This is a genomic window from Lysinibacillus boronitolerans JCM 21713 = 10a = NBRC 103108 (genome assembly GCF_000772935.1).
In the GTDB taxonomy this organism is placed as follows: Bacteria; Bacillota; Bacilli; order Bacillales_A; family Planococcaceae; genus Lysinibacillus; species Lysinibacillus boronitolerans.
The window spans coordinates 223,015-246,390 of the sequence record NZ_JPVR01000079.1; the positions used below are offsets into that span (position 1 = coordinate 223,015).

Annotated in this window: 21 protein-coding genes and 1 pseudogene; 2 read left to right on the forward strand and 20 right to left on the reverse strand. The window is 36.9% G+C overall.

What is annotated here, in order from left to right; translation table 11 throughout:
• Positions 1-66 precede the first annotated feature (66 nt).
• Positions 67-849, forward strand: coding sequence for an ABC transporter ATP-binding protein (locus CD31_RS18040; protein ID WP_036079691.1), 783 nt, complete (start codon positions 67-69; stop codon positions 847-849).
• A complete protein-coding gene (locus tag CD31_RS18045) occupies positions 846-2,465 on the forward strand; it encodes a hypothetical protein (RefSeq protein ID WP_036079694.1) in 1,620 nt (539 codons plus the stop codon). Before CD31_RS18040 ends, CD31_RS18045 begins: the two co-directional genes overlap by 4 nt.
• A 67-nt stretch (positions 2,466-2,532) precedes the next feature.
• Here the strand turns inward: CD31_RS18045 and CD31_RS18050 are convergent, their stop codons facing one another.
• The 20 genes and pseudogenes from CD31_RS18050 to CD31_RS18145 all read right to left on the reverse strand — a co-directional run bounded on the left by CD31_RS18050 (position 2,533) and on the right by CD31_RS18145 (position 23,222).
• Entirely contained in the window at positions 2,533-3,813 is a 1,281-nt protein-coding gene (locus CD31_RS18050; protein WP_036079697.1) for a histidine--tRNA ligase, read from the reverse strand.
• 251 nt (positions 3,814-4,064) lie between these two features.
• Positions 4,065-4,496, reverse strand: a complete 432-nt coding sequence (locus CD31_RS18055) for a MarR family winged helix-turn-helix transcriptional regulator (protein ID WP_036079700.1) — start codon at positions 4,494-4,496, stop codon at positions 4,065-4,067.
• On the reverse strand, positions 4,486-4,767 hold the full coding sequence (locus tag CD31_RS18060; RefSeq protein ID WP_036079703.1) for a transporter suffix domain-containing protein: 282 nt from the start codon (positions 4,765-4,767) through the stop codon (positions 4,486-4,488). Before CD31_RS18060 ends, CD31_RS18055 begins: the two co-directional genes overlap by 11 nt.
• Before the next feature lie 148 nt (positions 4,768-4,915).
• Positions 4,916-6,559, reverse strand: a complete 1,644-nt coding sequence (locus CD31_RS18065; RefSeq protein WP_036079707.1) for a DUF4179 domain-containing protein — start codon at positions 6,557-6,559, stop codon at positions 4,916-4,918.
• Entirely contained in the window at positions 6,546-7,079 is a 534-nt protein-coding gene (locus tag CD31_RS18070; protein ID WP_036079709.1) for an RNA polymerase sigma factor, read from the reverse strand. The genes CD31_RS18065 and CD31_RS18070 overlap by 14 nt, the downstream gene beginning before the upstream one ends.
• A gap of 255 nt (positions 7,080-7,334) precedes the next feature.
• Complete coding sequence (locus CD31_RS18075; RefSeq protein WP_036079712.1) at positions 7,335-7,571, reverse strand: small acid-soluble spore protein Tlp; 237 nt, start codon at positions 7,569-7,571, stop codon at positions 7,335-7,337.
• A gap of 156 nt (positions 7,572-7,727) precedes the next feature.
• Complete coding sequence (locus CD31_RS18080) at positions 7,728-8,939, reverse strand: MFS transporter (RefSeq protein ID WP_036079714.1); 1,212 nt, start codon at positions 8,937-8,939, stop codon at positions 7,728-7,730.
• A gap of 142 nt (positions 8,940-9,081) precedes the next feature.
• On the reverse strand, positions 9,082-10,080 hold the full coding sequence (locus CD31_RS18085) for a LacI family DNA-binding transcriptional regulator (RefSeq protein ID WP_036079717.1): 999 nt from the start codon (positions 10,078-10,080) through the stop codon (positions 9,082-9,084).
• A 73-nt stretch (positions 10,081-10,153) separates the two neighbouring features.
• Positions 10,154-11,152 (reverse strand): ureidoglycolate dehydrogenase, encoded by a 999-nt coding sequence (gene allD, locus CD31_RS18090; protein ID WP_036079719.1) that lies wholly within the window; start codon positions 11,150-11,152, stop codon positions 10,154-10,156.
• 15 nt (positions 11,153-11,167) lie between these two features.
• A complete protein-coding gene (locus CD31_RS18095) occupies positions 11,168-12,175 on the reverse strand; it encodes a zinc-binding alcohol dehydrogenase family protein (protein ID WP_036079722.1) in 1,008 nt (335 codons plus the stop codon).
• The gene (locus CD31_RS18100; RefSeq protein WP_052125405.1) at positions 12,163-13,428 is read right to left on the reverse strand and encodes a mannitol dehydrogenase family protein; all 1,266 of its coding nucleotides are present in this window, start codon (positions 13,426-13,428) and stop codon (positions 12,163-12,165) included. Before CD31_RS18100 ends, CD31_RS18095 begins: the two co-directional genes overlap by 13 nt.
• Before the next feature lie 12 nt (positions 13,429-13,440).
• Positions 13,441-14,940 (reverse strand): UxaA family hydrolase, encoded by a 1,500-nt coding sequence (locus tag CD31_RS18105; RefSeq protein ID WP_036079726.1) that lies wholly within the window; start codon positions 14,938-14,940, stop codon positions 13,441-13,443.
• 21 nt (positions 14,941-14,961) lie between these two features.
• Entirely contained in the window at positions 14,962-16,227 is a 1,266-nt protein-coding gene (locus CD31_RS18110; RefSeq protein ID WP_052125406.1) for an MFS transporter, read from the reverse strand.
• A 36-nt stretch (positions 16,228-16,263) separates the two neighbouring features.
• Complete coding sequence (locus tag CD31_RS18115; RefSeq protein ID WP_036079729.1) at positions 16,264-17,097, reverse strand: SDR family oxidoreductase; 834 nt, start codon at positions 17,095-17,097, stop codon at positions 16,264-16,266.
• Positions 17,090-18,111: pseudogene (locus tag CD31_RS18120) on the reverse strand (zinc-binding alcohol dehydrogenase family protein). The gene CD31_RS18115 and the pseudogene CD31_RS18120 overlap by 8 nt, the downstream one beginning before the upstream one ends.
• Positions 18,112-18,120: 9 nt before the next feature.
• Positions 18,121-19,185: a mannonate dehydratase gene (uxuA, locus tag CD31_RS18125; RefSeq protein WP_016992812.1), complete on the reverse strand. Its 1,065-nt coding sequence runs from the start codon at positions 19,183-19,185 to the stop codon at positions 18,121-18,123.
• A 13-nt stretch (positions 19,186-19,198) separates the two neighbouring features.
• The gene (locus CD31_RS18130) at positions 19,199-19,819 is read right to left on the reverse strand and encodes a bifunctional 2-keto-4-hydroxyglutarate aldolase/2-keto-3-deoxy-6-phosphogluconate aldolase (RefSeq protein WP_016992813.1); all 621 of its coding nucleotides are present in this window, start codon (positions 19,817-19,819) and stop codon (positions 19,199-19,201) included.
• Between the two features lie 12 nt (positions 19,820-19,831).
• Positions 19,832-20,785, reverse strand: a complete 954-nt coding sequence (locus CD31_RS18135) for a sugar kinase (RefSeq protein ID WP_036079733.1) — start codon at positions 20,783-20,785, stop codon at positions 19,832-19,834.
• 184 nt (positions 20,786-20,969) lie between these two features.
• Entirely contained in the window at positions 20,970-22,328 is a 1,359-nt protein-coding gene (locus CD31_RS18140; RefSeq protein ID WP_036079826.1) for a TraB/GumN family protein, read from the reverse strand.
• Positions 22,329-22,529: 201 nt separating this feature from the next.
• Positions 22,530-23,222 carry a stalk domain-containing protein gene (locus tag CD31_RS18145; protein ID WP_036079736.1) on the reverse strand — a complete coding sequence of 231 codons (693 nt, stop codon included), beginning with the start codon at positions 23,220-23,222 and terminating at the stop codon, positions 22,530-22,532.
• Positions 23,223-23,376 lie beyond the last annotated feature (154 nt).

The window sequence follows — 23,376 nt, forward strand, 5'->3', positions numbered from 1 at the left end:
ATCTCTTTTAATATGATATAGTGTAATTATGGTTAAATTTTCTAAATAATTGAAAGGGGCTATAAAATGGAAGAAATTTTAACAATTACGAATTTAACGAAGAGTTATGGAAACAAGGAAATCTTGAAGGGGATTGACCTTCATGCAGCTAGAGGTGAAATCATCGGTTATATTGGCCCCAATGGTGCGGGTAAAAGTACAACTGTAAAACTTATTCTAGGGCTAGAAGGTGATTATGGCGGTGAAATTAAGCTTTTTGGGAAAAGCATAGTGCAAGACCAAATTGATTATAAACGGCGAATTGGTTATGTCCCTGAAATCGCTGATGTTTATGATAACTTAACAGGCTATGAATATTTAACCTTTATCGGCCAGCTATATGGATTAGAGCTAGAGGAGGCGGCTGACAAATCCAAATCACTAATGGAGCTGTTTGGAGTTGGTGAAGCATACCATTCTAGAATTTCTTCTTATTCTAAAGGTATGCGTCAAAAACTACTAATTATTGCAAGCCTAATACATAATCCAGACCTGCTATTTTTAGATGAGCCGATCAATGGCCTAGACGCAAACAGTGTCATGATTTTTAAAGAAATCTTAACGCAATTAGCTGCCAACGGAAAGACTATATTTTACTCATCTCACATTATGGATGTAGTTGAAAAAATCAGTAGCCGTATCATTCTGCTGTATGATGGAAAAATTGCAGCGGACGGAACATTTGCCCAATTACAAGCAGATAATACTGAAGGAACATTAGAAAGAATTTTTAACCAGTTAACAGGATTTCATGAACATCAGGAAATCGGAGAAAAATTTGTGTCCGTCGTTCGTGGGGGACAATTATGACAGATTTCAAAACGCTACGATTGCTTGATAAGTTCCGATGGCTTTTTATAAAAATGGGCATTGATTATGACATGATGAGAAAAATCCTCCATATAAAATTAACAATGGATGAACGGAAAGTACCTACCCTATTTAATCAAAATAAAAAGAAAGACAATCAAAAGTACGGCTACATTAAGTCTCTATGGATTTATATGTTATTCGGGCTTATACTCATCCCGCTTATGGGTTTTGGTCAAAATTATTTATTTCAAATGAGTATTGCCTTTGCAATGATCATCTTTTTGATTATGACTTCATTGATTTCTGACTTTTCTTCTGTGCTTTTAGATGTACGAGATAAAAGCATACTTTCAACTAAGCCTATTTCAGCTAAAACAATTAATGCAGCAAAATTTATGCATATTTTTATTTATTTATCCTATTTAACATTGGCCCTAACAGCCATCCCTCTAATAGTCAGCCTTTTTACTCAAGGTATTGTGTTCTTTATTTTAACAGGTCTTGAAATTCTATTAATGAATTTATTTATAGTTGCCATCACAGCCATTTTATATATTGCCATTTTACGCTTCTTTGATGGTGAAAAGCTGAAGGATATGATTAATTATGTACAAATCGCTTTATCTCTAATGCTGATGATTGGCTACCAAGTTCTTATTCGATCCTTTGAATTCGTCAATTTAGATATGGTAGTGGCGTTTCATTGGTGGAACCTCTTCTTAATACCGATGTGGTTCGCCGCTCCTTATGAACTCATACTGCATGGTGACTCATCCTTATTGACAGTCATTTATACCATCTTAGCAGTGATTGTACCTATTATTTCGATTTGGATCTATATTAAACTCATACCAACCTTTGAACGCAATCTCCAAAAACTGCTAAGTACAAGTAAATCGAAAAAGGAAAAGAACAATCGACTAAAGTCGTTTTTATTAACCCTTGTGTGTAGAACACACGAGGAACGAGCTTTCTATCGCTTCGCCACTCTGATGATGAAGCAAGAGCGAGAGTTTAAGCTAAAGGTTTACCCATCTTTAGGCTTTTCATTTATTATTCCCTTTATTTTCATGTTTACTTTTAGCAGAGGGGAAGAAGTCGATTATGCTAGTAGTATGAGCTATTTAAATATCTATTTTAGTATGATGATTATACCATCCGCTGTCCTTATGCTTGGTCACTCTTCTAAATATAAGGCTGCATGGATTTATAAAACACTCCCGCTTAAAGATTATACAGAATTACAAAAAGGTAGCTTAAAGGCATTTTTAATTAAATTGTATATTCCGTTATTTTTAGTACTAAGTATAGTCTTTAGCTATATTTATGGTATTCGAATTATCCCTGATTTACTAGCTGTTTTGGTAACAAGCTGGTTATATACCATCCTTTGTTTTGTCATGATGACAAACAAATTACCCTTTACCAAACCCTATGATGAAGTTAACGATGCACAGGGCTGGAAGATTCTTTTATTATTGCTCCCTTTAGGTTTACTTGTAGGGCTGCACTATTTGATAGCTCAGATAACATACGGCTCTACGATATATTTCATTGTGCTTTTCTTCATCAACATCTTGATATGGAAGCTTGTTTTTAAATCGGAAAAATAACCAAAAAAAAAAACGGCTCAAATCCTATAATAGAGTGGGATCAGCCGTTTTTTTCATGTTATGTTGTTTAAAAGATAAACGCAACGATTTCTTCCTCACCGCTTTTCATATCTTTTATTTTATACATATTTTGATTGACCTCGTTATCTCCTAATACAATAACCTTTGGCGTGTTTTCACGATTGGCTTTTTCCATCGCCTTTTTCACTTTTTTCCCACTTAGCTCAACTTCTATTTTATATTTTTCTCGCCGTAATGCAGTTGCTAGCTTTAGTGCCTCTTTTTCTGTTCCGAGAGGAATAATATAAATATCCACACTAGGAGCGTTTTGATCTATTTTTCCCGAAAGCTCTAGTGCTGTATAGATGACATCTAAACCAAATGAAATACCAACAGTAGCATAGGTTTGATTTGTCTCTAAAAGGCCAGCAATTGCATTGTCATACCGTCCCCCACTACCAATACTTGAGCGGATTGTTCCATCTGCTAAAAAAATTTCATAAATTGTTCCTGTGTAAATTTCAAGTCCTCTCGCTAAAAATGGATTGAAAATACATTGCTCACTTATTCCAAGTGCCTTTAAATAAGAAGTTAGTTCCATTAATTCCTGTAAACCTTGTTGTAAATAGACATTCTCGGACGCGAAACCTTCAAAATACGCCATACTTATTTGAGGACGTTCATCTAAAAAATGCTTTATTTTATGAATACTATTATCTGATAACCCCAATGCCTTCAATTCTGCTAGCATTGTTTTCTCGTCTATTTTTTCAATCTTATCTAACGTTAAAATAGCTCGATTCATTTGATCCTGTTCAACCTCAAATAATTGCAGAAGACCGACTAAAAGCTTGCGATTATTAAATTGGAGATTAATTTTCAATTTAAGCTGATCAAAGGCATCTATCGCCATCATCATTAGCTCCGCCTCAGCAGCCTGTGATTCTACTCCAACAATATCAACATCACATTGTGTAAATTCGCGAAAACGACCAGCCTTAATCGGGCCATCTCGAAACACCTTGCCAATCTCATATCGTTTAAATGGCATAGCAATCGCTGGATTCATCGCTACAACTTTTGCAAATGGAATTGTTAAATCATAGCGTAACGCTAAATCTCGCTCACCTCGATCTGTTAATGTATACATCTCCTCTAAAATCTCAGCACCACCAGCATATTTAGAGGCCATCAGCTCTGTATAGTTAAGAATAGGTGTTTCTAACGGCTTGCAGCCATAGGCTATAAATGTATCTTCTAACGTACGGCGTATCGCACGACGAGTTGCCTCCTGCTCCGGTAAGTAATCTTGTGTTCCTCGAACATTTTGATAGTCCATTTTTTTCATCATCATTTCCTCCTCATTTTTTGAGCAATAAAAAAACCGTATAACGATAAAGCCTCAAATCAGCTTTATTTATACGATTACATGAGAAATAGTCTTCCTATTCAATATTAATAAGTTAATAAAGATAGCAAGACTAGTGATGATGATGATGTTTTGTTGTGAATGATTGGACAAGAGTAATGACCATGTTTATTCCCCCTTTTATTTTAAGGGTTACTATAAGATACACCTAACAAAATGTCAAATTTTTTCTAAAATTCATACAGTATTTTTTTCATTTTTTCTAGAGTAGCTAACATTTCAGCTAACTCTTCAGTTGTTAAGTGAGCATGGTACTTTTCTGTAATCTGTTGATTAAAGGCTTCAATTTCCTGTTTATATAATAGACCCTTCTCACCTAATTCGACAGAAAAGGCACGCTTATCCTCCTCATGCTGCCTTTTCATTATATAGCCATCCTGTTCAAGCTTGGTTAATTGCTGACTCACTGCACTTTTTGTAATAGCCATTTTATCTGCTAATTCTGAAGGCGAGCAGGATGGATGACGCATCACTAATGTTAAAAGAACATATTGCTGATTATTTAAGGAGAAATTAGTATAAGCCCTTTCCATTCTCTCAAGCATGATCCAAATATCTTCAATGGTTTGATTTATTTGCTCCGCTACTTGGTTATTCTTCATTTTTTTGAGTGTCACCTTTTTCTCGCCATTTTTTAGGATTTAGATAGCTTTTAAATTTGTTGGCTACTTCTTTTCCAACAAGTAAAGCACCAAGCCAAAATAAGATTTCAGCCATAATAATACTTCCTGGTATAATCCCTGCCTTTACTTTTGTAGGTATCGGTGTGAAAGGTGTAATAATTGGGATTAACCATAAAGAAAGTGAAAAGATAATAATGCCTAATCCAAGCTTATAAGCAATAGATTTTTGTGTTTTTTGATTAGAGGTCATGTATCTTCTCCTGTACAATAATTAATTTACTTAAGTTAACTAAACTATATTATACAATTCATTTTATGTAAAGCTCTTTAATCTTCATTACAAAAATCCCCATCTATTTGAATAGTGAAGAATCAAATAGATGGGGCTGCTAATACTGTTATTTTCCAAATGTAAGTGGTATACGAAGCTCTGCATCTGGATAATTCGTAGTATATTTCCAAATATAAATATCAAGATCTTTATCTTTAAAATTCTTATACTCATCCATCTGCTTATTATTTTCATCACCAAGTATGCCAGCCATCATAGGCATTCCATAATTTCGCTCTTTATGATCTAGATAATAAGTCTGAGAGACACCACCAAATGTAGGTTCAGTGCTAAAGGATTCCACATAGAGATTGCTATCTTTCTTATAGTAAGTCCATGTAATTGAATACTCTCCAATCGTAGATGTCTTACTTTGAGGTGTATCTGATATATTAGTCAAATGAATCGGTTGCTCGTCACCATCTTTTATATCAACACGATGTTTAGCTACCAATGCCACAGATTGATTCGCTAACGAGGTCACATCCACTCCAGTCAATTCAAAACGAAGTTCGGTTTTATAAGGCTCGTTTTCTATATCCGATCTACCTCCATCCAAAAGTACTCCACCAATATCCAGCTGATAGTCCATGTAAGGAATATGTGCATATTTTTCCTTATGGGTCAGTATTAAACGTACCTGTGTTGGAGTAACTTTCATTTCATGAATTACTATTCCATTAGATGCATTTTCTAAAGGAATATTGACGACTTTTTTAAATGATCCCTTGTTTAATTGTTCTTTGGATAAATTCATCTCTATATTCCAATTATCCTTTGCAATATCTAATGTATGTTCATAAGTTAGTTGGAACTTTGTATCCTTCGCTCGTAAGCTGTCTGAAGTGAAAATTTGCTGACTAAAGTATTCACCAGTTGCACCAGGAGTTCCAAAAACTGGTGTTTCCACTTCTTTAATCGTCTGATTTTTATCATCTAGCGCCTTAATTCGTACCCATTTGTTCTTCATTTCAGAATCTGTAAATTGAACCGCTGATTGGAGCATTACTTTCCCGTCTGATTGTTCAAAGGTTTGTAGAATTACATTGTCAATTCCATCCTTTTTAATGGTGTAATTCTGCGTTTGAGAGTCATTAGGGTTGTAATTAATAGGCAGTTCTTTATCACCAATAGAATGAATATTCTCCATTAAAAATTTAATGTCTGACTTCTGATTATCTGCCACCCAGTCTGTCTCAAAATACCCTTGGAAAAGACCAAGATCTTCATTCCAGCGATGTGAGTAATTCCCTTTAATAAAATCACCATTCGCATCTTGAAGCCCGATTTGATCAAAACTCACATTCATTCCATCCCAAGAGGCCTCAGGTTTCAAACTATACAAAAGAAAGGTTCTGTTATCATCGATAAACGCCGTATGTACGGTCAACGTAAACCCATCCTTCGTAACGGATTTCTCAATAGTCTGCCCTAAGCCCTGGTCTAATGCAGACTGAATACCAGCTCTATAAGATAGAATAGTTGACCAATCGTAATTCAGTGCTGCATAGACAGGTGTAGCCATTAGAGCAACAGCTAATCCTGCGACCAAAACAAATCTCTTTCTTTTTCGAGGTAGAAGTTCGATCGGTTCACCTACCATTTTTAGTTCATCCTGCTGGATACCATTCCACATTTGTTCAAAGTCAGGATACTTCATGTTATGGTCTGCGTTCATCTCTTTTTTCAATTTCTTTTCAATGCGTTCCAAATTGATTCTCTCCCTTCAACCATAAATTTTGATTTTGTTCTAGTTTTTTGCGCATGATTTTCAATGCCTTATGGAGTCTCGATTTCACTGTTCCCACTGGAATCTTTAGCGTTTCCGCAATTTCCACTAATGATAGCTCACCAATGTAGCGTAGGGTGACAACAGCCATTAACTTTTCTGGTAGCTGTCTGAGTAGTGCCCCCCACTCCTCCTCAGCTGCCTTCTCCAATACAATGGTGTCTACAGATTTAACTGATGCCGTAGTTTGCTCCTGTAGCAACTGTACCTGACTCACCTTTTTTAACTGAGCCTGCTTTCTTTTAAGCAAATTTAAACATTGATTCATCGCAATTCGTAAAATCCAAGCACGTGTATGCTCTACACTTCTCCAATCCTGACGAAAGACGGTGACAAATACATCATGGCAGAGATCTTCCGCATCTTGGGCGTTCCGTAGCATGTAATAACAGGTACGGTAAACATCTTTGTTGTATGAATCGAATAATTCACGTTCTGTCAATCCAAGGCACTCCTTTCTGATGGTTCTACGTTATAAACAAATGACTACTAGAAAAGGTTCATTTTTTTAAGAAATTCATATACGTACTTTTTTAATTTAGTGTTTATGTAAAAGATCGGTTAACATGTGCAAAATAAAAACAGATGGCAATATAGAGGTCCATTATGGAACATCTAATCCATCTGTTTTTGCCTATCGGAAAATGGTAAACATAAGAAATAACACGAATACATTTGATTCTTCTAGAAACTAATTTTAAATTTCACCTTTTTTTCGTGCTGTCATTTCATCTTTCATTTCCTCTTTTAAAGCTTCAATTGACTGTTTACGTCGCTTATTTTTTTCCTTTAGCCTGTTACTTTCTAGAGGATCTGCAAATTCCATACTAATTTCTGCTTCCTGCACTTTCTCTTCAGTATTTTTAACAATATCACGAATGCGTTCAACATTATTGGATCGATTATCTTGTTTTCGATGTCTTGAATTAGCCATGTTAACCTCCTCATATTATGACATAAGGTTATTTTGGAATGATTTTATCATTATATGAGTGCTAACTTTTACTAAAATAACATCCTTTTAATCGCTATCTATCCAATAATTCTACCTTCATTTGAAATAATTAAGTTTCATAGCCTGACATGATTTTTAGACAATCTCTTCCTTCAAACCTTCATAGGCGGATTTTGAATGCATAAATACATATAAAACTAGAGAAATGAAAATTGCTAAGATTCCAAAGGCAATGCAGACCATTTGTAGGGAGAGCCATTCCGCTAGCAATCCTAAGGCTAATGTAAAGACAATCTGTAGCACATTCATGACCATCGTTGAAACACTACCGAAACGGCCCATAATTGATGTCGGTACACATATTTGATAAAAAGTGCTGTAGCCTGCATTACAAAATGACATACATATTCCTAATGCTATAAAGCTAACAATCGCCATTATCACATTCGGTGAAGAGTAAAACAATGTATAGCAGATTGTGGTCAAAAGCAGACCATAGACAATATATTGTCTTGTTGAAAACCTTTTAGCATAACGAGCAGCCATTGCTCCACCAATAATAGCCCCAATCCCAGCGATACTAACGATGACACCATATAGACTATCTGAAGCTTGTAGGTTTTGTTTAATAAATGTTGCTTCCTGTGAATCTAATGCAAAGGCAATCATCATTGCACCCTGAAAATATAGAAATACTTTGGCAAAGACTTGCTCTTTTTTTATATAGCCATAGACAATACCATAATCCTCTTTTAGCAAGCTCCAAGTAATGGGTTTTCGGTGCATGTCCTGATGATCTTCTACTGCGGGAAGCTTAAAAATTGAGAGTGCACAGATAAAGAACGTCAAAGCATTAAACCAAAACGCTATAGATATATTTGAAATGGCAATGATAAACCCAGCCAATGCTGGCCCAATTAAAAACGAGCCTGAGCTAAACATTCCTAATATTGCATTAAAGGATTGTTTATCTTCGTCTGGAACATATTTTGAAATATAATAGGTACTACTCGGTCCAAAAAAGCTACTTGCTATATTAGATAAAAATAATACGCTATAGATGAGCCAAATAGAGGACGTAAAAGGTAACAATAAAATCAATATGCCACGAATGATATCACTATAGATCATTAATTTTTGTTTATTCGATCGATCAATAATGGAGCCTGCAAAAAAGCTCGTTAAAATTCGAGCAATCGGTCCTACAATAAATATACTAGCCATAGCAGTAGGCGACTCTGTTAAATGCCAAACTAATAAATTGAGGGCAACTAGATTCACCCAATTTCCTAAATACGAGAAACCAAAGCCAAATAGAATGAGCCAATACTTCCTAGCAATGCTCATAAGTCCCCTTTCTATCACCAAAATGAATGATTGGTCTTTTTTGACATAAAAGTATTCCTTTAGATAATCATATCTATCGATGAATAGCTGTGCAACTAAAAATAGCAACCCTTAGCTAAGTTCATAGCTTTGGGTTGCCTTTTTAGTTAGTTGAATCTCGCTGAATTAATATCGGTTTGAAGCGGTATAGTTTTTGGTCATCAGCTAGCTGTTCTTTTTTTATTTTTGCTAAGAGCAATGATGCCGCTTTCTGTGCCATTGGTAAAATAGGCTGTTGTAATGTTGTAATGGAAGGTGTTAAAAAATTGGCATATGGTACATCATCCACAGCGATTACTTGTACATCATTAGGCACATGTAAATTTCTTTTTTTAATATAGAGCATTAATTCTTGGAAAATACGATCATTAGCCGCAATGATTCCCCTAGGTGGTTGCTCCAATGTAAATAACTGATTAAAAATCTCTGTCATCTCAGCTGGCTCACCATTTTTTATATAGCGCTCATCAATCAACAAATTCCTATTTCTGAGCGCTTGACGAAATCCTTCTAAACGTTCGACACGAGGAGTAATCGGTAAGGCTAAAGAAGTAGTGATAAAGGCTATTGGTTGTTTTCGAAATGTCTCCACAGCCGTATTCATGGCAGAAAAATTATCAAGCAATACAGCAGGAATATCTACTCCCTCAATAAAACGGTCAATAAAAACGATTGGCATTGCCTGTTGATGAAGTCTTATGTAGAGATTTTTATTTTCTCCTGTTGGAAAAACGATTAAGCCATCTACCTGTTTTTCTAGTAAAGTTTCGATATGCTTTTTCTCTTTTTTAGGGTTATCCGCCGAGTTACACACAATCATATGAAAGCCTTCTTTATCAAACTCTGCTTCCAATGCATTTATTATTTTTGTTGAAAAGTCATGAATAATATTCGCCACAATAATACCAATTGTAAAGGTAGATTTCTGTTTTAAGCTACGAGCCATTAAATTCGGACGATATTGCAATGCTTCAATAGCCTCTTCAATTTTCTTACGAGTCTCTGCACTCATATATTCATATCGCTTATTCAAATATTGCGATACTGTACTATTTGAAACATTTGCATATTGTGCAACATCGGCAATTGTTGTTTTTTTCACTAAAATCAATCTCCTACCTATAATATAAAACTCTCCTTGGTATTATGTAGCATAGCATACTTTACTGGTTAAATTAACTATTCAAATAGTTATATACTTGGTCAGGTAAGTCAATGCCCTTATCCATTGTTTCCACACTACGTATCTGTTCAATTTCACCAGGCACTAGTACCTGATCAAAATTTGGTGCTGTTGGCGCATCATGTAATTCATTTATCATTTGCGAGATATTTGCTTTGAATTGATCAACATCTCCAAAAATATTTGGATCTAATACATATAAATATTGCCCTAAATTACGTTTCTGTTCGTAATTGCCATACATTTTTGAAATGTGAGGACCAAAAGCTGCACTTGCTAAAATTCCAGAAAGAACATCTACTACAAGTGCCATACCATATCCTTTTGGCCCTGCAAATGGTGTTAAAGATTTTACTTGATGTGGGTCTGTAGTTGGTGCTCCCTGTGCATCAACACCCCATGTATTTGGGATTGTCTCCCCTTTTTCACGTGCATATAAAATTTTCCCAAGCGCTACATTGCTTGTTGCCATGTCCAAAATAATCGGTTTATCGTTGGTTGGAAAACCGTAAGCTATTGGATTCGTACCAAAGTAAGGCTCTTTTCCGCCAAAGGGAACAACTGCGGAGTCCGTTTGAGAGCACATAATAGCAATTAAATTTTCACTCGTGGCTTGTTCAAGAAAATAGCCGAGTGCCCCACAATGGCTACTCTCTTGAATAATCGTTGTACATGAGCCATGTTCCTTAGCAACTTTAATGGTTTCATCCATCGCTTCCTTACAAATGACATGCCCAAAGCCATTATCACCCTTAAAAAGAAGGTGATTTGTGCCTCTTTTTTCTACTGAAAAATGAGGGTTTTTCGTTATGCCACCTGCTTTTAAACGTGTTATATAATGCTCCACACGCATAACACCGTGAGAACTGACACCACGTAAATCGGCATAAATCAAAACATCTGCTACTTGTGCTGCTGTTTCAGCGTCAACACCTTCAGTTGTGAATTTTTGAACTACTATTTTTTTTAATGCTGATACAGAAATATTCATTGAAAATCCTCCCCATTATTTAACATAGATTTGTGCTTTATTTGTGTTGTATTGTTTTGCCTCAAAGTAAGAAATCGCTTCATCGAATGCAATATTTTTCGTGACATAGCCTTTCTTTATAGCTCCTGACTGCATGTAGTTCATAACCGTCTCAAAATCTTCTGCCGTAGCATTACGACTGCTTTTCAATGTTAATTCCTTTGAATGAAATTCAGGATCATTAAATGTAATGGTTTTCTTCATTAAACCAATAAACACTAATGTGCCACTATTCTCTACGTACTGGAAAGAAGATTCCATTGATTGTTGATTGCCTGTTGCATCAAAGACAACTGTAGGTAGTTCACCATTAAATTTTTCATGTAACTGAGCCATTATGTCATGGCTGCCAACAATCACACCATCTGCTTCCGACCATGCCTGTCCTTCCTTTAAACGTTCTTGGTTCAAATCCATTAATACTGTTTTTGCGCCACGTAATTTAGCAAAACGTGCAGCTCCTAGTCCAATGGGCCCTGCACCGATAACAAGTACCGTATCATTTTCTGTTAGTTCCGAACGACGTACTGCATGAGCACCAATAGCTAATGGTTCTACAATGGCTAATTGGTCACCTGACACAGCATTATCAGTAATTACAATACTGTCCTCAACTACGATATATTCGCCCATACCTCCATCGATATGTACACCTAATACTTTCAAGGACTTACAGCAGTTCGTTTGACCTCGACGACATGCAGCACACTCCCCACAATGGATGTATGGAATAACTGTTGCACGATCACCTACTTGAATGTCCGTAACTGCTTCACCAACTTCTTCCACGATAGCAGCTAGTTCATGGCCTAATACTCGTGGATAACGAAAGAATGGCTGTTCACCTGCAAAAGCATGTGTGTCTGTTCCACATACGCCAATATGCGTGATTTTTAATAAAACATCATGACTTCCTTCAATACTCGGCTTGTCTACTTCACGTTCCACCATTTGAAACGGTTCATTAATGATCAATTGTCGCATGCTATTTCCTCCAATAAACTAGTAATTGTGGCTAATTGCTGAATAACCTCTGCTGCATCACACTGGAAATAATGTTCGATAAATTGTTGCATTGGCTCTGTCTGACCTTGTTCAAAATCGTTATGGATTTCAGTCAGTTTTTCAATAACTTGATCAGATTCACGAATGGAAAAGCGTGTTGGATTCATTGCATATATCCCTATTGCTAAAGCTTGATAGTATATTTCTGTTTCAGTGTATGGGGCAATACGTGTTTGCCACTTGGATAACTCATTTAATTGAATATCATAGAGCTGATGCTCAATAAAGGGGTTTAAAAAACGTTCAAAGACATCTTGCTGATAGTGTTCATCCACTTGGAAGCGTTGGGTAAAATCGTTTGTTACTTTTTCAATAAAGGCTCGAACACCTGCATGAGAAAATGCCTCTCTTACAGTTGTATGGTTAAAAATCTTGCCGAATGCTGAAAGCAAAATATGACTACCATTTAAAATGGCGACTTTGCGTTTCCGATACATGTCTAAATCATCAAAGACAAAAGGTAAATCAAGACTTGTTGGCCAATGTTTAAATGGCTCTTTTTCATCAATTACAAATAAGAAATAGGGTTCACAAACTGTGTAAAGGGCGTCCTTCCCCTGATAATCTCGGGGATAACCTGTTACAATACGGTCGACTAGTGTATTACAAAAAGTTAACGTAGCAAGCCATTCATTAAATGCTGTAGGCAAATTCCAGTCTTTAGCGTGCTGTAGACAAATCGTTTTTAATGTAGAGCCATTCTGTTCTATTAATTCCAAAGGCACAATTGCCAATTGCTTTTCACCTTGAAAATGATTGTAATATTGTTCTAGAAAGACGGTTAGCCTTGCTGCATAGCTTGTTGGGCAAGCCGTGGGATAAGGAATATTTTCATAATAAATCCCTGCCTCTGTTGTATTAGACACAATCATTTCTAATGTTTCAGACTGCGCATATTGTAAAAATGTATGCCAGTTCTCATACGGGTGAATCGTATCTTGAATAATCTTAACAGTGGTTTCTTCTTCTATAATCTCACCGTTTTTTAGCCCACGTTCCATCACTTTGAACTGTAACTTTTGTTCTTCTAGCTGTTTGAGTGTTTTTCCTCTTGCTGTTGCTGCGACTGAAACGATACTGCAAGGGACTTGTAGTTTTTCAACTGCTAGATCAAAAAAGCCTCTGATAAAATTCCCATCACCTATTTGCATTATTTTAATAGGATGTTTCATATCATTTCTCTCCTACATCGTGACGCCATCTTTAAAAATGGCGATTTCTTTGAATCCATATTTCTCATTATTTGTTTGCACTTCACCTGAAGCTAGCGCTATTATATAATCCATAAATTCATCGACTAATACATCCATCGGCTTCCCTTCCACTAACTGCCCTGCGTTAAAGTCAATCCAATTTTTTTTACGTTCATAAAGTGGTGTATTTGTTGAAATTTTAACTGTAGGTGTAGGTCCCCCAAACGGTGTACCTCTACCTGTTGAGAAAAGAACGATTTGGCAGCCTGTAGAGGCAAGTGCTGTTGTTGATACAAGATCATTTCCTGGACCGTTTAGTAAATGTAGCCCCTTTGTCGTCATACGGTCACCGTAATCAAGTACCTCTTTTACTTCTTGGAAGCCCCCTTTTTGAATACAGCCAAGTGATTTCTCTTCCAATGTTGTTATTCCACCCGCTTTGTTTCCTGGAGAGGGATTTTCATAGACAGGTTGTTTATATTTAATAAAATACTGCTTAAAATTATTTACTAAATGTACAATATCCTCAAAAACAGAGGCATCTTTTGCACGTTCCATTAAAATCTGTTCAGCACCAAACATCTCTGGAACTTCCGTTAACACCGTTGCACCACCCGCTGAGATCAATTGGTCAGAAAATACGCCTATCATCGGATTAGCTGTAATGCCAGAGAAACCATCACTACCGCCACATTTCAAACCAATTTTCAATTCTGAAATAGGTAATGCTTGTCTTTCGAATGTCGTCACATAGTCAAAGGCTTTTTCAAGCAGTAGTTGACCCTCTTCCATTTCATCTGCTGATTCTTGAACATTTAAAAAGGAAACGCGTTGTTCGTCATAATGACCGATTGTTTTCTTAAAGAGCTCAATATAATTGTTCTCACACCCTAGTCCTAATACAATAACTGCCCCTGCATTTGGGTGGTGAATTAAATTAGCTAAGATTTTTTGTGTATACGTTAAATCATCACCAAGTTGTGAGCAGCCATATGGATGAGCGAAATGCTGTACACCATCAAAATTGTCAGCCTTCAATAATTGATTGCCCAACTTCGCCAGATTTTCAGCTACTTTGTTAATACATCCAACCGTATTAATGACCCAAATTTCATTTCGAACACCAACCTGACCATCTTTTCTACGATAACCTTTGAACATGCGCTGTGCGTGACGAGACTCCGCTACGGGATGTATTTTTGGAATAAATTCATAGGTTAATTCACCCGATAAATTGGTTTTCATGTTATGTGAGTGAACCCAGCTACCTGCTGGGATTTCTTCTGTCGCATGACCAATTGGAAAACCATATTTCATGATATGTGCATCTTTAGAAAGAGTTGTGATGGCAATCTTATGACCAGATAGTACCTGTTGCTGTAACGTTATTTCTTTTCCATCCAATGGAAGTAAAAAGCCTTGAGGAAGATCACTCAAGGCTATGGCAACATTGTCCATCGGATGAATTTTAATAACTGCTTGATTGTTCATTTGAATCCATCCTTTCTATTTCTAAGCTATTTCTTTATGAACTATTGGTGTAACAAATTTAATAACTGCTAAAGAAGCGATAACCGCTAAGCCGCCTGCAAGTAGGAAAGCTGCGGAGAATGTTCCTGTTCTGTCTACTAAGAAACCTGTTAAAGTTGGCCCAATAATACCAGCTGTGTTTGCAAGGAAGTGCATAAAGCCACCAACAGATCCAACATACTTAGATTCCACCACATCATTAATGATTGCCCAGTAAATAGCTCCTGTTAAATATAAGAAGAAAACAGAGGTAGCAACAAGCGCAACAGCACTAACTGTTGTTGTTACAATGCCTGCACAGCCAATCGATACAGCTGCTAAGAATAAACATGTAACTAGAACGACTTTACGAGAGAATAAAACTCCCTTACGCATAAAACGTTTATAAATGAAATCTGAGACAATTCCGCTCAATGCTAAACCTAGGAATCCTAAAATCCACGGAATAACCGTTACAATACTCATATCTTTTACAGCCATTCCACGAGCTTCTACTAGATAGCTTGGGAACCAAGTTAAGAAAAAGAATAGAATATAGTTATAGGCAAAGAACGAAAAGGCTGTAAACAATACTGTTGGCTGTTTTAAATAGTATGATAGACCACGACTATGATTGATATCTTCTGCTGCAATCTCTAAATTTGCCATTGGTTCTACACTGTCTTCTTTGTTCGGCTTTTCTTTTACCACCTTAAACCATACAATTGCCCAAATAAACCCAAGAATCATAATCGCAATAAATGAATATTTCCAGCCATATGCTAATGCAATATAACCAACGATTGGACCTGCAATCGCACCACCTAGGGGTGTACCACTATTTGCTAGCCCTACTACAGAGGCACGTTTATCCGCCGGGAACCAGTTATTCACCATTTTATTTATGGTTGATGACAAGGGTCCTTCCGCCATACCAAATACAATACGAACAATAATCAACGAAGCGAACCCAACGACTAAAACCATTGCTCCACTAAATAAAGACCATACAATCATCGCTACAAATAGCGTTAACTTGGCACCAAATTTATCGGAAGCCATTCCACCTAAGAAGTTGAAAATGGCATACCCAACAGAGAAGCTACTAAAGATAATCCCTAATTGTGTTGACGTTAGATGAATATCTTCTTGAATAAATGGTGCTGCAATTGATAATGCTGAACGATCTAAATAGTTTATGACACCCGCTAAAAATAGCATGACAATAACAACCGTTTTGCCGTCTCCAAAAATACCTTGTTGTTTCATATCATTCACCCCTAAATTTGAAATAAATCTCCTTTGTTAAACGCCTGAGTAAGCCATAAATCCACCATCAACAGGAATTGTTACGCCAGTGACAAATGCTGAGTATGTATCATCAGCTAAAAATAATAATGTTCCTAATAAATCTTGTGGTTTTCCAAAACGCTTTTGTGGTGTAGCTGCAATGATTTTTTCTGAACGTGCAGTTAATGAACCATCTTCTGTTAGCAATAAATTACGGTTTTGTTCGGTAATAAAAAATCCTGGTGCAATGGCATTAACACGTAAACCTGCTTCTGCAAAATGCACAGCCATCCATTGCGTAAAGTTATTAATCGCTGCCTTTGCCGCGCTATATGCAGGCACTTTTGTCATAGGAGCATAGGAGCTCATGGATGAAATATTAATAATTGTCCCCTTCGTTTTTAGCAATGCTTCGCCAAAAACTTGGGCAGCTAAAAATGTTCCTGTAAAATTATTCGAGAATACGCTTTCAAAACCACTTGGTGTTAATTCAAAGAAATTTGGTGCAGTCGATTGTTCTTTATATATTTCATCAGCTGTAATGGCATCTGGATGATTGCCGCCCGCTCCATTAATCAGTACATCAATTTGACCATATTGCTGTAAAATTGCTTGTCTCGCTGCTATTAATGACTCTTTGTTTAAAACATCCACAGAAAAATTAATTGCTTCTCCGCCATTTTCTGTAATCGATCGGACGACTGCTTCTCCTTTTTGCGCCGTACGATTTAAAATAGCAACTCGCATACCTTGTCTAGCCAATTCCATTGCCATCTCTGAGCAAAGAACACCACTACCACCTGTTACAACAGCCACTTTATTTTGTAATGCTTCATGCACCTTACTCACCTACTTTTAAAATAACTTTACGTACTTTATTTGGGTTTTTTTCTATATATTCAAAGGCTTCTTTTGCTTCATGTAATGAGAAAGTATGTGTAATTAAACCTTGGTGCTGTAGCTTTCCAGCATCAACAAGCTTCACTACATTTTCAAATTGGAATGTTTGTAAACGTGAGCTTTTAATCGATAATTCCTTTTTTGTGATTGGTAGTGGGGCTAGCTCAATGGCTTCCTCTCCAAAGCTAAGGACTACCACTCTTCCAGCAACTGAAACAGCATCGATAGATTGCTTGAATGTTAGTGGAATACAAACTGCATCAATAGATACATTGACACCTACTCCATCTGTCCATTGATTAACAGCCTCTAATAAATCTTGCTCGTTTACATTGACAACTTCATCCGCACCAAGTTCTTTTGCGAATGAGAGCTTAGCTGGATCCAAATCAGAAATCATCACGCGTGCGTCCATTAATTTAGCCATCTTTAAAATACAAATGCCAATCGGCCCTGCGCCTTGAATCAACAGCGTCTCACCAGCCTGCAATTCACCACGATATACGGCTTGCGCGCCAATTGTATAAGGTTCGATTAAGACTGCCTCTTCTAAAGGGGTGTGGTCTGCTACTTTATGCAATTGCTTTTCAGCAACAACAAAACGCTCACGCATACCTCCATCTTCATGAACACCAAAAACAGAAAGCTGTTCACAGACATTTGGTTGTCCTTTACGGCAAGCATAGCACTCACCACAATATCGAATTGGTTCGACAACAACCTTGTCACCAGCCTTTAACCCTTGTACCTCTTGGCCAACCTCTAACACACGGCCAACAACCTCATGCCCAGGTACACGAGGCAATGTCGCTAATGGATTCGAACCATGATAAATATGCATGTCTGAGCCACAAATGCCAACATATTCTGTTTGAACAAGGACATCTGTTGACTCTGTTATCACTGGTTCTGCTACGTCAAATAAGCCATTTCAAAAGGTTTGATTACTTGTAGTGCTTTCATACATGTCACCTATTTCTTCAGATTTTCATAAGCATCCCAAAGTCCATTTAAATACATAATTCCAAGTGCTCGATCATATAAGCCGTAGCCTGGACGACATTGTTCTCCCCAAATATGGCGACCATGATCTGGACGTACATAGCCTTCATAGTTTTGGTCATTTAATGTGCGTACAATATTTTTAATATCGATTGAACCATCCGACGTAAAATGCGATGTTTCAAAGAAACTACCATTTTCCATAATCTTGACATTGCGGATATGGGCAAACGGAGCACGATATGCATATTTTTCAGCGATGGCTACCATATCATTTTGTGGGTCTGCTCCCATTGAACCTGAGCAGAATGTAAAACCATTTGCTATTGAATCTGAGATTTTAATTAATTTTTCATAGCTTTCTGCTCCTGTAATAATGCGCGGTAAGCCAAAGATGGAATACGGTGGATCATCTGGATGAATCGCCATTTGAATACCTGCTTCTTCTGCAACTGGTAAAATTGCTTGTAAGAAGTAAGCTAAGTTGTCCCAAAGTTTGGCTTCATCTACCTCTTTGTACTGCTCAAATAATTCTGAAAGTCGGGCTAATCGTTCTGGCTCCCATCCTGGAAGGGTTAAATCCGAAGAAGCGCTTACTTCATTCACCAGTTCTTGTGGATCTAAGTTCATGACCTTTTCCTTATCGAAATAGAGAGCCGTTGAGCCATCTTCTAGTGGATGGAATAAGTCTGTACGTGTCCAATCAAATACGGGCATAAAGTTATAGCAAATAACTTTGACACCTACTTCACCAAGGTTGCGAATCGATTGTTTATAGTTGTCAATATATTGATCACGTGTTGGCAATCCTAATTTAATATCTTCATGGACATTGACACTTTCTACGACATCTGTATGGAATCCGAACGATTGAATATAGTCAACTTCATCTTGAATGACCTCTTTAGTCCATACTTCTCCTGCTGGTAGGTGATGAAGTGCCCAAACAATTCCTTTTACATTCGGTATTTGCTTCACATCTTCTAATTTCACTGTATCATTGCCACGACCATACCATCTAAACGTCATATTCATACTTCATTACCTCCTAGTTTGATAGATTTTCCATATAAGCTTTGGCACGTTCAACTACACCTACGTATCCATCTCTTGCAAATGCTTTATTTAAATCACTACCAATCCCAACTGCTACAGCCCCTGCGTCTAACCATTCGTTCATATTAGCCAAACCAACACCGCCTGTTGGCATAATTGTGATATGTGGTAGAGGACCTTTTACGGTTTTAATAAAGTTTGGTTCAAATTGATTTCCTGGGAATAATTTAATAATGTCACTTCCACCTTCAAGTGCTGTCACCATTTCTGTAATGGTCATACAGCCTGGTAAATATGGAATGCTGTAGCGATTGCAAAGCTTTGCAATTGCAGCGTTGTAGCTTGGACTAACAACAAACTTAGCACCGTTTAAAATCGCGTGGCGTGCAGTTTCAACATCCAATACAGTGCCAGCTCCAATTATTGCATCGCTATTGCGTAATGCTTTAAAGGTTTCTTCCACAAAAGGCGTTGTATACGTTATTTCAATTGCTCGAATGCCACCTGAGATAGCACCTTTTGAAATTTCAGTCGCTTCTTCGGGTGAATTCCCGCGAATAACAGCCACAATTTTTGCATCTGACAACGCTTTCAAAATTTCGATTTTTTGCATTCCTGACAACTCCTATCGCTCAATTAGTTTTTCATCACCAATAAATTGCCTTAATTCTTGCAAGGATGGGAGCCCTTCATTATCTCCTTTAATTGTTGCTACCAATGCACCTGCACCATTAGCTAAACGGAGGCGTTCTCCAATATCATCACCATTTAAATAGCTATAGACATAGGCAGCATCAAATGCATCCCCTGCTCCAACTGTATCAATGGCACGAATAGAAAAAGCTTTTCGATCATACTGTTCAGTGGCTGTATAAACCGTGGCGCCTTGTTCACCTTTTTTCACAATAATTTCATCTATTTTATAGCACTCTTGAACGTCTTTAACTGTACGCCCTTCAAATAAAAGCTCAAATTCATCCTGCCCTGTTAACAGAAGATTGATAGATGGATACACTTTTTCGTATACCGCTCGGGCATCTTCTATAGTCCATAGTTTTAAACGTAAATTTGGATCAAAGGATATAGGAATATTTTTTGCTTGTGCTAAAGCAATCAATTTCAATGCAACTTCAATGTTATGTTCACATACCGCTAAATACACGCCGCTAATATGTAATAAGTCCACATCATCAAGTACTGACTCATCTATACGATCTTCTGTCAGCTCAAGTAAAGGTGATGGGTTGCGGTAGTAAAACGATTTACCTGCACCGTCTTCCCGTATTTCCTTGAAGTAGATAGACGTTGGAATATGTGGTGTTCGTAAAACATGTGACACATCGATTCCTTCACCACGCGCAAAGTTATAAATTAACTTGCCAAATTCATCGTCTCCAATACAACTAATCCATTTTGCTTCCATATCTAAACGTGTAACACCTATCGCAAAATTTAATTCTGCACCACCAACAGCTCGCTCAAAGGAAGGAACGAAACGTAGAGGACCTGTCTTAGATGGATTAAAAACGACCATTGCATCCCCAATCGTTGCAATTCGTTTATTTCTCAATATTTTCATCCCCTTCACAAGTAAAACGTTTTAGTAAAACGTTTTACTAATACTAACACGATTTTTTTTTCGTTGCAACAATAATCCGATTATTTAGATTGTTAGAGTCAAATGATCATTATTGTCTTACATGCATAAAAAAACCTCGTAAAAGACAGAAAATAATCTATCCTTTTACGAGGGGAAATCGATTTTATTGATAAAACGGCTTTACCTTGTAGCCGTTTTTCTCCAAATGATAGCGAATATTTTTATCGATTAGGAAGTGACCTGAACCAACAACAACAAAGTACTTACCTTCTTTTTCTTCCAGTACATTCATGATTTTCTTTGCCATCTGTTCATCGCGTAGACCAAATAGCATTTCATTAAATTCAGAGGATGTACCTTCCATTGCTTGGAAGCTTTTTGCAAACTCTTCAACATTTCCTTGCTTCCAGCTTGTAAACCACTCTTGAAGAACTTCAGATTGATTGTCTTCAGATGGATTAATGATACTATCCAGTACAGCGACTAATGACTGCTCCTGTGCCTCTGGTGATAATCCTTCAAACATATCAACCTGTGCTCTTGTACCTTCTAATTCAATTACTGGCTTTTGCTGCAACTGTGCGTTTAATAAAAAGTAGATATCAATACCGTGCATTGCCATCTCTTGTGGGGTCATACCAAAGGAATCGTCCATAGCTAACATCGATAGTGCGCTAGAAAGCATCCACGGCTTTTGCACTGTTAGCTGCTCCATTGGAAGACCATAAAGCTTTGCCACTTGTTCAAGCTTTGCATATGTTTCTGGTGCAACAGCATCTTTCAATGTTGAGCCATCTGTATACATTGCTTTTTCTGAATAGTATTCCAGTGCTTCTGTATCTAAAATGTTTGCTTCTACTAACAGTGCATCAGATTCATCAAACGCCTTTACTAATTTTTTATCGAATGGATATAAGTCTGGTGTCCCTAAATGAATCGAACCTAATAAGTAGATAAGTGTATCCTCATCCTCTACTACCCAGGCTACCCCTTTAGATCCTTGCTCTGCAAGTGCATATGTACTCTGAATGAAACGAACAGCTAGTAAAACAGCCTGTTGAGTCGTTGCCTTTTTCTCTAGTTGCAGTCCACTTGGAGAGCCTTGTAATACGTTTTGCTCTTTCATGAATTGAACAGCATCTGTACCAACAGGTAAATCATAACGCGCCACAATATTATACAAGCGCTTTACAATATCCCCACGTGTGTTATCATTTTTCACACTTACTGGTTTGTATTGTTTATTTTCAGCTAGGCCTAGAGAAGCAACTTTCTTTTCCGTTAAAGCTAGTAGTTCATTTACTTTATCCACTGAAATTTCTTGAAGGAAGCCATCAAAATACCATTCAGTTGAGTAAATCCCGTATTTTTCGCCCTCATTTAAAGTTTCTATCGCCCATTCACTTATCGACGGTACTAGGGGTGGTGTTTGCTCTTCTGCATGAATAACAGGGACAACTGTCGTCAGCATTAATGAGGCACCAAGCAATGCTGCACTCGTTCGTTTCATCATCTTTTTCATCAAATTCTTTTCTCTCCCTTTTCCTTTTTTATGTATCAGTATCGTATGGAATTATACCATATACTACCCAACTATTTTATACTTAAAGGTGAAAATATTGCCAAATATGTATTGGCAATTATCTATTTTGAAATAGTGATAAAGAGACCAAAATTAATAAGACGATGACAAATTATTATGTCATCGTCTTTTATAGAAGGTTTATTGAATAAATTTAGGATCTAATATACCTAAACCACTGCCTTCAAGTTCAAACTTCACTTTTGAAGCACCCTCTAAATTAACATAAACCTTTACCTTGTCTTTGATTGCTCCACTATCATAAGCCAATTTACCATCTGCGTAAATTTTCAAGAAACCTATTCCGGAAGAATTAGCTGCTAACTTTTTAATTGGTGCCAGATAGGTTTCGAATCCCTTGTAATTTCCATTGGCTAAGTATTCCACTGTATGGTCTTGAACTGCGCCTCCTCCATGATAACCACCAAGTTGATAGGATCGCTCAAACTTCTCACCTGTCCTAATAGTGATAGAGCTTGGATTGTGGAAGAAGTGGTCTTCCTCATTCCCAATAGGTTTTACATCTTTTAAAGCGGTGAATTTGGGAACATCACCAATATAAACAGACTTTGTTTTCCCATCCCATGTTACTTTTTCACCTAAAGATTCAGCGATAAAACGCATTGGGACATATATTGTGCCTTGATAATTAAATCCAGATTGACCTTCTGACGGCACTTTTTCAACCTTATCTACATAGTAATTAATCGGATCCTGAAACACGCTGATCTTTTTCATGTCACTTGCTGCTTCCGTTGTTGAAAAGTAGGTAAAAGTCATACCTCCTAATATAAAAAACCCTAAGTAACTAGTTATTATAAATAGCTTCTTCACGACATCACTCCTCAAAATAAACATAGATTTATGTAATTATACCAGAAATTTCTTACAGACTTTAATGATTTTATACCAGAATATTTTTAAGGGAAACTGTTAGCTAGTTCTGAATCATTTACAGAATTATAGTTTTAGCTGTTAAAAAACAATT